Origin of the sequence: Acinetobacter kookii (assembly GCF_900096895.1) — a bacterium.
Taxonomy (GTDB): domain Bacteria; phylum Pseudomonadota; class Gammaproteobacteria; order Pseudomonadales; family Moraxellaceae; genus Acinetobacter; species Acinetobacter kookii.
In genome coordinates this window covers 48,444-63,334 of the sequence record NZ_FMYO01000006.1, presented here as the reverse complement: position 1 = coordinate 63,334, position 14,891 = coordinate 48,444, and the positions used below count along the sequence as shown (strand labels likewise).

Annotated in this window: 11 protein-coding genes and 2 tRNA genes; 9 read left to right on the top strand and 4 right to left on the bottom strand. The window is 43.7% G+C overall.

Annotation, left to right across the window (positions count from 1 at the left end; translation table 11 throughout):
* Positions 1-439: 439 nt before the first annotated feature.
* From BLP85_RS09810 to pyrC, 3 genes are all read right to left on the bottom strand, one after another.
* Positions 440-515, bottom strand: a tRNA-Glu gene (locus tag BLP85_RS09810).
* A gap of 20 nt (positions 516-535) precedes the next feature.
* On the bottom strand, positions 536-1,195 hold the full coding sequence (gene rnt, locus BLP85_RS09805; protein ID WP_092819913.1) for a ribonuclease T: 660 nt from the start codon (positions 1,193-1,195) through the stop codon (positions 536-538).
* Entirely contained in the window at positions 1,180-2,214 is a 1,035-nt protein-coding gene (gene pyrC, locus BLP85_RS09800) for a dihydroorotase (RefSeq protein WP_092819995.1), read from the bottom strand. The genes rnt and pyrC overlap by 16 nt, the downstream gene beginning before the upstream one ends.
* Before the next feature lie 151 nt (positions 2,215-2,365).
* Between pyrC and BLP85_RS09795 the strand changes: the two genes are divergently transcribed.
* A complete protein-coding gene (locus BLP85_RS09795; RefSeq protein ID WP_092819912.1) occupies positions 2,366-3,643 on the top strand; it encodes a GGDEF domain-containing protein in 1,278 nt (425 codons plus the stop codon).
* A gap of 55 nt (positions 3,644-3,698) precedes the next feature.
* Here BLP85_RS09795 and argG read toward each other — a convergent pair whose 3' ends face one another.
* Positions 3,699-5,042 (bottom strand): argininosuccinate synthase, encoded by a 1,344-nt coding sequence (gene argG, locus BLP85_RS09790; RefSeq protein WP_092819911.1) that lies wholly within the window; start codon positions 5,040-5,042, stop codon positions 3,699-3,701.
* Between the two features lie 748 nt (positions 5,043-5,790).
* Here argG and lldP point away from each other — a divergent pair.
* The 8 genes from lldP (at position 5,791) to BLP85_RS15000 (ending at position 14,844) form a co-directional block, all read left to right on the top strand.
* Positions 5,791-7,467 carry an L-lactate permease gene (gene lldP, locus BLP85_RS09785; RefSeq protein WP_092819910.1) on the top strand — a complete coding sequence of 559 codons (1,677 nt, stop codon included), beginning with the start codon at positions 5,791-5,793 and terminating at the stop codon, positions 7,465-7,467.
* A gap of 32 nt (positions 7,468-7,499) precedes the next feature.
* Positions 7,500-8,243, top strand: a complete 744-nt coding sequence (lldR, locus tag BLP85_RS09780) for a transcriptional regulator LldR (protein WP_092819994.1) — start codon at positions 7,500-7,502, stop codon at positions 8,241-8,243.
* Positions 8,244-8,245: 2 nt separating this feature from the next.
* Positions 8,246-9,397: an FMN-dependent L-lactate dehydrogenase LldD gene (lldD, locus tag BLP85_RS09775; RefSeq protein ID WP_092819909.1), complete on the top strand. Its 1,152-nt coding sequence runs from the start codon at positions 8,246-8,248 to the stop codon at positions 9,395-9,397.
* Between the two features lie 292 nt (positions 9,398-9,689).
* Complete coding sequence (dld, locus tag BLP85_RS09770; protein ID WP_092819908.1) at positions 9,690-11,399, top strand: D-lactate dehydrogenase; 1,710 nt, start codon at positions 9,690-9,692, stop codon at positions 11,397-11,399.
* A gap of 181 nt (positions 11,400-11,580) precedes the next feature.
* Entirely contained in the window at positions 11,581-13,614 is a 2,034-nt protein-coding gene (locus tag BLP85_RS09765; RefSeq protein WP_092819907.1) for an NADPH-dependent 2,4-dienoyl-CoA reductase, read from the top strand.
* A 97-nt stretch (positions 13,615-13,711) separates the two neighbouring features.
* A tRNA-Ser gene (locus BLP85_RS09760) sits at positions 13,712-13,801 on the top strand.
* A 224-nt stretch (positions 13,802-14,025) separates the two neighbouring features.
* Entirely contained in the window at positions 14,026-14,421 is a 396-nt protein-coding gene (locus tag BLP85_RS09755) for a transposase family protein (RefSeq protein ID WP_092819906.1), read from the top strand.
* Positions 14,422-14,463: 42 nt separating this feature from the next.
* Entirely contained in the window at positions 14,464-14,844 is a 381-nt protein-coding gene (locus BLP85_RS15000) for a transposase family protein (RefSeq protein WP_228143288.1), read from the top strand.
* The last annotated feature ends 47 nt before the right edge of the window (positions 14,845-14,891 follow it).

Sequence of the window (14,891 nt, the reverse complement as noted above, 5' to 3'; positions counted from 1 at the left end):
GTAATAGATGAATCCTTGGCTGGAGCTTCATCTCTGCTAACGATATATAAATATAAAGCAGAGGGCAGGAGAATGATTAAAACAAGGAAAAATTTTTTCAACATGCGAGCAGGTTCATTAATTGCAATGGGGGAAACTTAGCATGCAAATGGCCATAAAAAAAGGGTGCTGTAGCACTTAAGGCTAAACTTTAAAAATCAAGCTTGAAAACGAATATTCAGGATGGGCTGATGATTAATTTTAGCAATCATGTTTAGTGATTATCCGAAAGTTATGACGGCTTTTTAAGAGGCTATGGATGTGAATATACGAATCAAGGTTTTAATTTGAAAATGTTTTCGGAAGCGAAATAAAGGAAACCTAGTACTAATCTAAAAACTAAAAGTTTAGATGAGTAAATAGAATATAAAACTATAAAAATAAAGAAGAGAAAAATAGATGGCGTCCCTACGGGGATTCGAACCCCGGTTACCGCCGTGAAAGGGCGATGTCCTAGGCCTCTAGACGATAGGGACGTTTAGAAGATGGCGGTATCTTATTGATCCGCCACCAAGGTGTCAAGTAGATGGGGAGCGAGTTTGTTCAAAATATAGCAAAACAGTTCTGCAGTCTTTTGAGTGTCGTACAAAGCAGAGTGTGCTTCCTTGCCATCGAACTCGATTCCCGCCTGAATGCAGGATTTTGCCAGTACGGTTTGACCAAACATCACGGCACTTAAAGTCACGGTGTCAAACACTGAAAAACTGTGAAAAGGATTTTGATTTTTAGTCCCCGTACGGGCAATGGCCGCTTGTACAAAGCCCAAATCGAAATGTGCGTTATGGCCGACCAAAACTGCATGGGTACAGTTTTGCTGACGGCGAACTTCATTGACCGACTTGAAAATGCGTTTTAATGCACTTTTTTCATCTTCCGCCATGGCAATACGCATTGGGTTGGATGGATCAATACCAATAAATTCCAGGGAACGACGGTCTAAGTTCGCCCCTTCAAAAGGATTAATATGTGCATGGTACGCTTCACCAGGTACAAATTGACCTTCTTCATTATAAATGATGGGGATCGCTGCAATTTCCAGCAAGGCATCGGTCTGTGAGTTAAAACCTGCTGTCTCGACATCGACAACAACAGGTAAAAATCCACGGAAACGCTGACCAATTACTGGTGGGGTTTCATCTGTCACACTTTTCTCCATTGGATGGTCTTACCCGCATACAATGGGATAATCTGTTCGCCATCCAAATAGTCTAAACTTTCCGGAATAACTTGTTCTTCTTTGACCAAAGTAATGGTATTGGTGTTGCGCGGTAGGCCATAGAAATCAGCACCGAAATGGCTGGCAAAACCTTCCAGGCGGTCCAGTCGGCCAACCTGATCAAAAGCCTGAGCATATAATTCAATTGCGGTAGGTGCACTGTAGCAACCGGCACAGCCACAGGCATTTTCTTTGGCATTTTTTGAATGCGGCGCGCTGTCTGTTCCCAGGAAAAACTTGGGATTAGAACTGGTCGCCACTTCAAGCAGGGTTTGCTGATGGCTTTGACGCTTTAAAATTGGCAAACAATAGAAATGCGGTTTAATACCACCCACCAGCATATCGTTACGGTTGAACAGTAAATGCTGTGGGGTAATGGTCGCAGCGACATTGCGGTCTTGTTCAAGTACAAAATGTGCCGCGTCGCTTGTGGTGATGTGTTCTAAAACCAATTTAAGTTTAGGGAATTGTTTTAGAAGCGGTGAAAGCACTTCATCTAAAAAGCGTTTTTCACGGTCAAAAATATCCACATGGTTATGGGTGACTTCACCATGAAGCAACAACGGTACCTGGTGTTCTTCAAGCTGTTCAATCACCGCATAGACTTTACGGATATCACTGACGCCATTGTCTGAATTTGTGGTTGCACCGGCTGGATACAGCTTGATGGCATTCACATGCTCGGATTCTTTAATTTTTTTGACTTCGCTCGGTTGGGTCTGGTCGGTAAAATAAAGCACCATCCGGGGATCAAAAGCGACACCTTCAGGGACATGCGCCATAATGCGTTCACGATAAGCCAGTGCTTCCTCAACTGTTTTAATTGGAGGGACAGTATTGGGCATGCAGATGGCACGAGCAAACTGCTTGGCAAGATCTGGAACTGTGCGTTTTAAAGATAAACCGTCACGTAAGTGAGCATGCCAATCGTCTGGCTGGAGAAGGGTGATTGTATTCAAGGCCATTTCAATCGAAGAAATAAAACAAATGATAATCCATAAAGTGTGAAAATGGTAACGAGAATTACAGACAAATGGTTATATATATATAATTCTAAATAAGAAAAATATGTTATTTTTAGTAACTAGAAGAAATAAGAAATGCTGGGCAATGGAATCCAAGTATAATCTAGCGAAATTACAATATGATAAAGAAAAGATAGAAGAACTGATTACGCGGCAAAGTCAACGCGTAGGACAGGTTTTTCCAAAAAAAATGGAACAGGAATTTTGGTCGAAAAACTTGGAACGTGCCCGTAAGCATGTACAAAAATACCTGTGGGGTGGCGTTTTATCTTATTTTATTTTTATTCTGGTGATTTTACCCAGCGATTACTGGGTAATTGACAAACAGTATCTCAAGCATGATTTTCTGAACTGTAGCTTAGGTTTGGCCAATGGTGCTCTATGCTTGCTGGTCTTATTTTCTTTTTCGCATTTTCCTAAACTGCGTCCCTATTTTGCTCCGGCTTCCATGGTGCTTATGTTTTGGGCCATGGTCTCCATATCCTGGTTAACCTTGACCGTAGAAACCGTCGCCTTGCGACAACAAGGTATGGCTATCCTGTGCATGATTTATATCATGGGTTCCCTTATTACTGGAGTAAAGCCATTTCAGATGCTGATGACCGGGTTTTTAGCAGCCTCAGTAACAGTCATTCTTTTCTTTCTACTTCATGTTGATTTTGATGCCGTGGTGTTGGGGCGTATTCTTTTTGGCAGTTGCGTATTTGGTTATGTGATTAGTCATATGATTTTTGCGCGAGAACGAATGATTTATTTGTTTACTATGCGTGCCCGAATTAGTGAAAAAATGCATCGGATTCATAATTCAGAATTATTGCATTTAAGTCAGCATGATGACCTGACCAAAATCTCGAATCGTCGTACTTTCGATGAAATGATGGACGTATTTTACGAGCAGACCCGTCAAGAACAAAGTGATTTGGCGATCCTGTTTATTGATATTGATTTTTTTAAAAACTATAACGATTTTTATGGGCACCAAAAAGGCGATGATGTGATTTCCTCTATCGCCAAATCAATTAAAAATGCCATTCGGCATATGGATTTCGTAGCGCGCTATGGCGGGGAAGAGTTTGTCGTATTGTTGCCTGAAACGGATGCTCATGGTGCTTATGCCGTAGCCTCAAATATATTTAAGGCCATCGAGCGTTTAGAAATTCCACACGAAAAATCTTTAATCTCCAATTTTATTACCATCAGCTTGGGCATTACTGTTTATCATGGCGAGACCGAGCTGAGTAAAGAAGAGTTGTTGGAAATTGCTGATCAGGCTTTATATCGTGCCAAGCACTTAGGCCGTAACCAGATTTATTATCAATCTATTCGCTCAAATATTCCTGACACTGAATTAATCAAATCATAAACGGGTCAGATAAAAAAACCGCTCTTTCGAGCGGTTTTTTTGACCTAAAACAAACTTATTTGTTTTTGTCTTTTAATTGAGGAACAGCTGAACCAGTACCTACAGAAAGTAAGCCTGCACCTGTATAGATACCCAATTTTGCACGCGTATCCGTGATGTCAAGGTTACGCATGGTCAATTGACCAATACGGTCAGCAGGGCTAAACATAGAATCACCTTTCTCCATGGTTAAACGCTCAGCTTCATAAGTGAGGTTAGGAGATTCAGTGTTCATAATGGTGTAATCGTTACCGCGACGCAGTTCTAAAGTCACCGTACCCGTTACTGCTTTAGCAACCCAACGCTGTGCAGTTTCACGCAGCATCAGTGCTTGAGAATCGAACCAGCGGCCTTGGTACAACAAACGACCTAAACGCAGACCGTTGATGCGGTATTGTTCAATGGTGTCTTCGTTATGAATACCCGTCACCAGACGCTCATAAGCGATGTGAAGCAGTGCCATACCCGGCGCTTCGTAAATACCGCGAGATTTCGCTTCGATGATACGGTTTTCGATCTGATCCGACATACCTAGACCGTGACGACCACCGATACGGTTCGCTTCAAGAATGAACTCAACCGGATCTTCGATACGTTTGTCGTTGATTGCAACAGGGAAACCTTCTTCGAAAGTAATCGATACTTCTTCAGGCTTGATTTCAACGTCATCTTTCCAGAACGCAACGCCCATGATTGGGTCAACGATTTTGATACCGGCATTCAGGTATTCAAGATCTTTCGCTTCATGCGTTGCACCCAGCATGTTTGAGTCGGTTGAGTAGGCTTTTTCTTTTGACATTTTATAGTCAAAGCCGTTGTCGATCAGGAATTGTGACATTTCCGCACGACCACCAAGCTCATCAATAAAAGTCTGGTCTAACCAAGGTTTGTAAATTTTAAGCGCTGGATTGGTCAACAAGCCATAACGGTAGAAACGTTCAATGTCGTTACCTTTATAAGTTGAACCGTCACCCCAGATGTTGACGTCATCTTCTTTCATTGCGGTAACAAGCATGGTACCGGTTACTGCGCGACCCAATGGCGTAGTATTGAAATAAGGAACACCACCAGTGCTGATATGGAAAGCGCCACATTGAATAGCAGCAATACCTTCTAATGCAAGTTGTAAGCGGCAATCAACCAAGCGAGCTTTTACTGCGCCATACGCTTCCGCTTTTTTCGGAATCGCATCATAGTCGTCTTCATCAGGCTGACCCAGGTTTGCTGTATAAGCATAAGGTTCTGCGCCTTTTTGTTTCATCCACAATAGAGCAGCTGAAGTATCTAGACCACCAGAGAAGGCAATACCAACTTTTTTGCCTACTGGGACATTCTGCAAGATAGTTGCATTATCAGACATTGTTAATCCTAACGATATGAAATAGGCACCGAGAAATTTGGTGGCCCAAGAAAATACACATTTCTTTAATTGTAGCACTATTTTATTTCTAATGGTTTTACAAAAGAAAATCTCGTTGAAAATTTGAAACTGATAGATTCAATATATGTTTATAAGCAAAGATTTGGGTTGAATCGTGAAGCAGAGCAAAGCTGTGGCTTATAAACCGGCGTTATACAGGGTTTAAAAGCAAGGCCCATAACAATTTTGAGCAGCACATTCAAAGTTTGATCGCCTGCAACATGTCCGCGCATTTTATTTCCTGTCAGCATAGTTTTCTGTCGCACCTGTTATCTGTCTCTAATTATCCAGGAGACTAATGATCAGGATCTACGCTTACTGTAAATAGTGCTTTGCTTTGAGCAAGCATCGTTCAAATAACCCCTATTATCGACTAAAGTATTAGATGGTTGTCCCGGATTTTTTAATTTTCCAAAAAAATAATAAAAATGAAATAATTAAAAATATCTGAGTGAATTTTAACCAGTGTGGTCTGTGCAGATTTTGAATATTTTATACATTATATTGGTATGACCAATTTTAAATAAATAAATTGGATATTGATCTTTAATTGGTTAAAAAGTAGCATATTTAAAGTTTAGAGATATATTTTTTAAATTAAATGATTATTGGTCATACCAATTTAAGTATTCATTGGTAGGTGATCAGACCATTTTGTATTCTGGAAAAGCATTTCAAGGAGAGGACAATGCTTCAACAATGGCAACAGATTTACGATCCTATGGGCAATATCTGGCTCTCCAGTTTGATTGCCCTGATTCCCATCATTTTCTTCTTTTTAGCACTTGCGGTATTCCGCATGAAAGGTAGCGTAGCGGGAACAATTACCGTGATCCTGGCGCTGCTGGTTTCCTTATTTTCCTATCAGATGCCGGCCGTGATGGCTTTTGCATCGATGATTTATGGTTTTTTCTATGGTTTGTGGCCAATTGCCTGGATCATCATCGGTGCCGTATTTCTATATAAAATTTCGGTTAAAACAGGGCAGTTCGATATTATTCGTTCCTCCATTCTGTCGATTACCGAAGATCAGCGCTTACAGATGCTCTTTGTGGGTTTTGCCTTTGGTACTTTCCTTGAAGGTGCAGCAGGTTTTGGTGCTCCGGTTGCCATTACCGCTGCATTGCTGGTGGGATTAGGCTTTAAACCCTTATATGCAGCGGGCTTATGCCTGATTGTCAATACTGCACCGGTTGCCTTCGGCGCAATGGGGATTCCCATTATTGTGGCCGGGCAGGTTTCCGGGGTGGATACCATGGAAATCAGCCAGATGGTAGGACGTCAGTTGCCGTTTATGGTGCCGATTGTTCTATTCTGGATTATGGCGATTATGGATGGCTGGCGCGGTGTGAAAGAAACCTGGCCAGCGGTGATTGTGGGTGGTGGATCGTTCGCGCTTGCACAATATCTCACCTCTAACTTTGTAGGTCCTGAACTGCCAGACATTACCGCTGCAATTGCTTCACTGGTTTCTTTAACAATTTTGCTTAAATTCTGGCAGCCAAAACACATTTTCCGTTTTGCAGACCAGGACGCAAATGTGGATGAATCCGCTGCTCAACAGCTCGCAGCTCAAAAACAGCAGAAATATAGCATTGCCCAAATTGCCAAGGCATGGTCGCCATTTGCCATTTTAACCGCAATGGTCACCATCTGGAGTATCAAGCCCTTTAAGGATTTATTTGCCAAAGATGGCGCGCTGCATGATCTGGTGATTTCGATCAAGGTGCCGTATTTGCATCAGCTGATCCAGAAGATGCCGCCGGTGGTCCCTGAAATTAAGGACTACGATGCGATTTATAAATTTGACTGGATTTCTGCTACAGGCACAGCCATTTTCATTGCCGCCATCATCACCATCATTTTCCTGAAAATGAAGCCTAAAGCAGCAGTCATCACTTTTGGCGAAACCATCAATGAATTGAAAGTTCCTATTTATTCCATTGGTATGGTGCTGGCTTTTGCCTTTATTGCGAACTATTCAGGTATGTCGGCTACCCTGGCTTTGGCGTTGGCACATACCGGTCAGGCATTTACCTTCTTCTCGCCATTTCTGGGTTGGTTAGGCGTGTTCCTGACCGGTTCGGACACATCTGCTAATGCGCTTTTCTCGGCACTTCAGGCGACCACGGCACAACAGATTGGCGTGCCAGAAGTACTGCTGGTTGCGGCCAATACCAGTGGCGGGGTGACCGGGAAAATGATTTCACCTCAATCGATTGCCATTGCCTGTGCGGCTGTAGGTCTGGTGGGTAAAGAATCTGATTTGTTCCGCTTTACCGTGAAACACAGTATCTCCTTTACAGTGATGATTGGTATTATCATTACCTTACAAGCCTATGTGTTCCCATGGATGATTCCATAAACTGGAATTGATGCAAGAGTAGAGAAATGCAGATGAAAGTTTCCGACCAAGCCGTACAGCAGCTCCGTATGTTGATTGAACAGAGCAATATGCAGGTTGGAGACCGTTTGCCTGCAGAACGTAAATTATGTGAACAGCTCGGGGTGTCGCGTTCATCGCTGCGTGAAGCCATTCAGCATCTGGCCAGTACGGGCATGTTACTGAGCAAGGCTGGGTCTGGCACCTTTTTGCAGCTGCTGCCGAGTGCATGGACCAATCATCAAATTGTAGAACCTTTAAGCAATCTGATCGATCAGGACCCGGCTTACCGGTTTGATGTACAGGAAGCCCGTAGCGTTTTGGAGGGCGGAACGGCCTGGTATGCCGCTCAGCGTGCAACAGCAGCAGACCTGGAAAATATTCGCCGCTGTTACGATCGGATTGCCCATTATCAATCTATTGGGGATGATGATCAGGCGTCTAAAGCGGATGCCGAGTTCCATTTAGCCATTGCCGAAGCCTCACATAATTTAGTGTTAATACAGATGATGCGCAGCCTGTTTGACCTGTTGAAATACAACGTGGTTTTGGGCCGACGCAAAGTCTATAGCGAATCGCACCGTTTTGATCAATTGCATGATCAGCACTTTCAGGTGATGGATGCAATTGAACGTCGTGATCCTGATGCTGCACGCAGTGCAGTCTGTGGACACATTGAGTTTGTAGTACAACAGGTACGCTTGATTGATGAAGAAGAAGCTCGTCGCCAGCGTGCCAGTAGATTAAACAGGATATAAGCATGATTATTTCTTCTGCGAATGATTATCGTGAAGCTGCGAAACGCCGGTTGCCCCCTTTTCTTTTTCACTATATTGATGGTGGCGCATACGCGGAATATACACTAAAGCGTAATGTGGAAGATTTATCAAAAATTGCGTTGAGACAACGTGTACTGAATGACATGTCGCAGTTAAGTTTGGAAACCAAACTGTTTGATGAAACCTTGTCGATGCCGGTGGCATTGTCGCCAGTCGGTTTAACCGGTATGTATGCACGTCGCGGGGAAGTTCAGGCGGCAGTGGCGGCAGATAAAAAAGGCATTCCTTTTACGCTATCGACCGTGTCAGTCTGTCCGATTGAAGAAGTGGCGCCAGCAATTCAGCGTCCAATGTGGTTCCAGTTGTATGTACTGCGTGACCGCGGCTTTATGAAAAATGCCCTGGAACGTGCCAAAGCGGCAGGTTGTTCTACCTTGGTATTTACAGTAGATATGCCTGTGCCGGGCGCGCGTTACCGTGATGCCCACTCGGGTATGAGCGGGCCAAATGCGGCAATGCGCCGTTATATGCAATCCTGTTTCCATCCGCATTGGGCCTGGAATGTGGGCTTGATGGGCCGTCCGCATGATCTGGGCAATATTTCCAAATACTTGGGCAAACCAACGGGTCTTGAGGATTATATTGGCTGGTTAGGCTCTAATTTTGATCCCTCTATTTCATGGAAGGATCTGGAGTGGATTCGTGAGTTCTGGGATGGTCCAATGGTGATCAAGGGTATTTTAGATCCTGAAGATGCCAAGGATGCAGTACGTTTCGGTGCAGATGGTATTGTGGTGTCGAATCACGGTGGCCGTCAGCTGGATGGAGTCTTGTCTTCCGCGCGTGCGCTTCCACCGATTGCCGATGCAGTTAAAGGCGACATCAAAATTCTAGCCGATTCTGGTATCCGTAATGGTCTGGATGTGGTGCGTATGCTGGCTTTAGGTGCCGATACCTGTATGTTGGGTCGTGCCTTTGTCTATGCACTGGGCGCTGCCGGTGGTGAGGGTGTTTCCAATCTGCTCGAATTGATTGATAAGGAAATGCGCGTGGCAATGACGCTGACCGGTGCCAAAACCATCGCCGATATTACTTCGGATTGTTTGGTGAAGTTGGAGAAAGAGTTGGCTTAAATAATAATTTTGAATATTAAATTTAGTCAAAGCTTGAATTTGATACGCGTAAACGTCATCCGCAACTGTTTGAGGCAGGACTTTATACTTAACATCATGTTTCTGCGATGAAAATAAAGATTTGACGGAATATGACGAGTTTTGCGGATGACAATGGTTTTGCCTACTTTTCCCGAAAGAAAAGTAGGTCGAACCGAAGGTTAATTCCTGAATATAAATAATATTGGAAAGACTCCGCAGTAATGAATACCGTGTTGATTAAGCGCGACAATTCATCAATAGGATATGACAAATGCCATCCAATTTAGATGCACAGCAAACCATTCAAAAACTCATCCACATTGTCGGCAAGCAACATGTATTAACAGATGACAATGACACACGATTATACCGTCAAGGTCGTCGTTACGGTTCCGGTCAAGTGCTGGCTGTAGTTGTCCCGGGTTCATTGCTGGAACAGTGGCAAGTCTTGCAGGCTGCGGTGGATGCGGACTGTATTGTGATTATGCAGGCTGCCAATACCGGACTCACCGGTGGTTCAACTCCTTTTGGCGATGATTATGACCGTCCGGTGATTCTGATCAACACTCGACGCTTGGTTGGCATTCAAGTGATTAATGATGCGAAACAAGTAGTTTGTTTGCCCGGTGCAACACTGGACAAACTGGAAAAAGAACTGGCAGTGTTTAATCGCGAGCCGCATTCCGTGATTGGTTCCTCCTGTATCGGTGCATCGGTCTTGGGTGGAGTCTGCAATAACTCCGGTGGTGCACTGGTTCGCCGTGGACCTGCCTATACCGAACTGGCCCTGTATGCCCGAGTAAATGAATCGGGGCAACTGGAACTGGTCAACCATCTGGGCATCCAGCTCGGTTCAACACCAGAAGAAATTTTATCTAATCTGGAAAATCAGCAATATCAATTGACGGATATTGAAAATGATCAGCACTGCTGTGCTTCGGATCATCGCTATGCCCATGACGTGACTCAGGTCGATGAGAACACGCCGGCGCGTTTTAATGCCGATCCATCGCGCTTGTATGAAGCATCCGGTTCGGCAGGAAAAGTCTGCGTGTTTGCGGTACGTTTGGATACATTTGAAAAAATTCCCAGTCAGGTGTTTTATGTCGGCACCAATACCCAGCAAGATTTAACCGCAATCCGCCGTTTTCTACTTACCGATTTGCCGCGTTTGCCAATTGCAGGCGAATATATTCACCGGGTGGCTTACGATATTGGCGCGGAATATGGCAAAGACACTTTCATGTTCATTGAAAAATTCGGGACCGCCAAAGTGCCAGCGGCTTTTGCCATGAAAGATAAGGTCGATGGCTACCTGGAAAAAATCGGCATGAAAGGGCTGTCTGATAAAGTCCTACAAATGTTGAGCAAATTTTTACCGTCGCATTTACCGAAACGCATGAATGAGTTCCGAGATTTGTATGAGCATCATCTGGTGCTGCGCATCGAAAATCAGGATGTAGAACAGGTGCAGCAGTTTTTACAGCACTATTTTTCAGCTAACACCACTGGAAATTATTTCCTGTGTACCGAAGAAGAAGGACGCAAAGCCTTTCTACACCGTTTTGCCGTAGCCGGAGCTGCCATTCGTTATCGCGACACCCATCGTTCAGAAGTGGAAGATATTGTTGCGCTGGACATTGCCTTACGCCGTAATGACCGTGAATGGGTAGAAACTTTGCCGAAAGAAATGGATGAGCTGATTATTCATAAACTGTATTACGGTCATTTTTTATGTCATGTGTTCCATCAGGACTATATTGTGAAAAAAGGCGTAGATCCTTTGGCAATAGAACATCAGATGTGGAGTTTACTGGATGCACGTGGGGCTGAATATCCCGCAGAACATAATGTCGGGCATTTATATGTGGCCAAGCCTGCGCTCAAAAAGCATTATCAAAAACTGGACCCGACCAATAGCTTTAATGTGGGAATTGGTCATACTTCAAAATTGAAATACTGGAATCAAGAAACAAATTAAAAAACTGAATTATAATAAAAAATAACGGGTTCTATCTCAGGCGCAGTGCTTAGACTGCGCTTTTTTTATGAAAAATTGACTGTTTCGTCAGACAATGTGTAAAACAAGTCATAAACAAAAGAATAAAAATAGGTAAAGTAATATGCAACAAGTTGCAAAGCCAATATATAAAGGATCCATCATGACAACTCGCTATGCAAATATATTAAAACCGCTGCATTTGGGCTTTACGACCATTAAAAACCGTGTCGTGATGGGTTCCATGCATACCGGTCTGGAAGACCGTTTTTATAATTATCCTAAATTGGCCGCATATTTTGGCGAACGGGCAAAAGGTGGCGTAGGGCTGATTATTACCGGGGGAATTTCACCGAACCGTCAGGGTTGGTTGCTTCCGGCGGGCGGTACCATGAATAATTTGGCGGATGTGGCGCCACATCGTTTGGTGACGCATGCCGTACATAAGCATGGTGCAAAAATCTTGATGCAGATTTTGCATTCGGGCCGTTATGGCTATCAGCCTTTTGTGGTTTCTGCCAGCCCGATTAAATCTCCAATTTCACCATTTAAACCGCGTCAAATGAGTGAAAAGCAGATTTTAGAGACCATCGAAGATTATGCACACACGGCTAGCATTGCCAAAAAAGCCGGCTATGATGGCGTGGAAGTTATGGGTTCTGAAGGCTATTTGCTGAATCAGTTTTTAAGCCGTCATGTCAATCAGCGTACCGACCGCTGGGGTGGCGACATTGAAAACCGCATGCGTTTTGCCATAGAGATTGTTAAAGCTATTCGTGAAAAAGTCGGTGAAAAATTTATTATCTGTTTCCGTTTGTCCATGCTCGATTTAGTACATGATGGCAACACCATGCAGGAAGTGATTACGGTGGCACAGGCTTTGGAAAAATCCGGAGTTACCTTGCTGAATACCGGAATTGGCTGGCATGAAGCCCGTATTCCGACCATTGTCACTTCAGTGCCACGTGCAGCGTTTGCTGACTATACGGCCGAAGTGAAAAAGCATGTGGCTATTCCTGTGATTGCCTCCAACCGGATTAACATGCCTGAAACGGCCGAAGAAATTTTGGCGGCTGGAAAAGCAGATATGGTGCAGATGGCACGACCATTGTTGGCAGATGCCTTCTGGGTCAGCAAAACTGCCACCAATCGGGTAGATGAAATCAATACCTGTATTGCCTGTAATCAGGCTTGCCTGGACCACACCTTTAAAAATAAGCGTGCAACCTGTCTGGTCAATCCACGCGCGGCTTATGAAACAGAACTGGTGTATGTAAAAACCAAAGCACCGAAAAAAATCGCCGTTGTCGGTGGTGGTGTGGCAGGCATGTCGGCTGCAACAGTGGCTGCCAGTCGTGGTCATAAAGTCACATTATTTGAAGCAAGCCATGAAGTGGGCGGGCAATTCAATCTGGCCAAAGTGGTACCGGGTAAAGAAGAGTTTCATGAAACCATCCGTTATTTTAAAGTTCAGATTGAAAGAACTGGTGTAGAACTGCGCTTAAATACCAGAGTCAACCGTGAACAACTGGAACGTGAGGGTTTTGATGAAGTTGTGGTGGCAACGGGAGTAATCCCTCGTGCATTAAAAATAGCAGGCAGTCAGGCACCGCAAGTGTTGTCTTATGCAGAAGTATTACGTGGAGCTGCTGTTGGCAATCGGGTGGCGGTGATTGGTGCCGGTGGTATTGGTTTTGATGTGTCCGAGTTTTTATTAAAGCCTGAACATCAGCCACAGCCGCAACCCTTGGCGGACTGGCAGCGGGAGTGGGGCATTGACCCTAATCCGAATTATATTTCTGAAGGTGGCCTGCAAGCTGCTGAAGTGGCTCATCCGGTACGTGAAATTTATCTCTTGCAACGCAAAACGACACCGCTGGGGATTGGATTAGGCAAGACCACAGGTTGGGTACATCGTGCACAATTGAAAAAGCATGCAGTAAAAATGCTGCGCGGAGTGCAATATCAATCCATTACAGATGAGGGCTTATGGATTAAAACCAATGGCTATGACCAGCTGTTACGTGTGGATACCGTAGTGGTGTGTGCAGGGCAGGAGTCAGTGAAGGAGATTATGCCAACTGAAGATGAATTTACCCTGGCAAATTACCATATTATTGGCGGTGCAAAACTGGCGGCAGAGCTTGACGCAAAGCGTGCAATTCGTGAAGGTGCTGAATTGGCAGCTAAATTATAATTTTTAAAGTTCATTTGGTGAAACAATATTCATTTGAATGGTTTGGTTGTAATTTTTACTTGTCAGTTTTTAAAAACATCCGTATTATGGCGCACATGGAAGCGTGGCAGAGCGGTTTAATGCACCGGTCTTGAAAACCGACGAGGGTGCGAGTCCTCCGTGAGTTCGAATCTCACCGCTTCCGCCAAATTTCGAATTAAGCCCTTGTATTTGCAAGGGCTTTTTTCTTACCTGTGCTTTTGTCCCACATTATAACCCACATAAAATTTTGGATTGGAATAATCAAAATAAGAATAATTCAGACAGGTTTGGATAATAGGTAAATAGATCTCTTTCATAAATCAAAAAACGAGCACCTTTTTGATTGATATTTGTACTCTAATTTTCTTAGCATTCGTGCATAATCTGCGGATGAAATACATTGATTCAAAGAAGCTTTCTGAAAAACAGTTTAAGCGATATACGGGCATCTCATGGTCAACCTTTTATTTAATGGTTGAGCAATTGCAGAAGCATGTTCCAGCTAAAGGCAGACCACCCAAGTTAAGTGTGGAGGATCAGGTTCTGCTCTGTCTGAGCTATTGGCGGGAATACCGAACCTTATTTCACATTGCTACAAGTTACGGTATTTCAGAGCCCACAGCCTCAAGAATTGTACGTCATGTTGAAGATTGCCTGATTCAGTCCAAGCTGTTTAATTTACCGAAGAATTTGCCCGAAGGCGAAGGCATAGACTGGAATGTGGTGATCGTGGATGCCACAGAAATTCCAATTCAAAGGCCTAAAAAAACAGAAGAAAAGCTATAGTGGCAAGAAAAAGACGCATACCTTTAAAGTACAGTACATGCCATCATCCATTATAAAACTCAGCAAATTCTGAGTTTATGCACTGATCGCGGTACGGTGCATGATTTTGAGCTATTCAAACGTAATTTAAAGCAGATTCCTTCAGGAGCTTTTATCCTTGCAGATAAAGGCTACCAGGGAATTTATGCTGTGTATCCTAATAGCCTATTGCCGTTAAAAGCCAAAAGACGCTGTAAACTGGATCCTGAACTCAAAATCTATAATCAGGAAATCAACAAAAGAAGAATCGGGATCGAGCATGTATTTGGTCGCCTGAAGACCTTTAAAATCCTTGCTGGACGTTACCGAAATAGAGGTAAAAGACTGGGTTTGAGATTCAGTTTAATTACTGGAATCTATAACTTGGAGTTGAGTGAAAAATGATTTATGAAAGACGTCTACTAATGACGTATAAAGTTTTATATAATTTT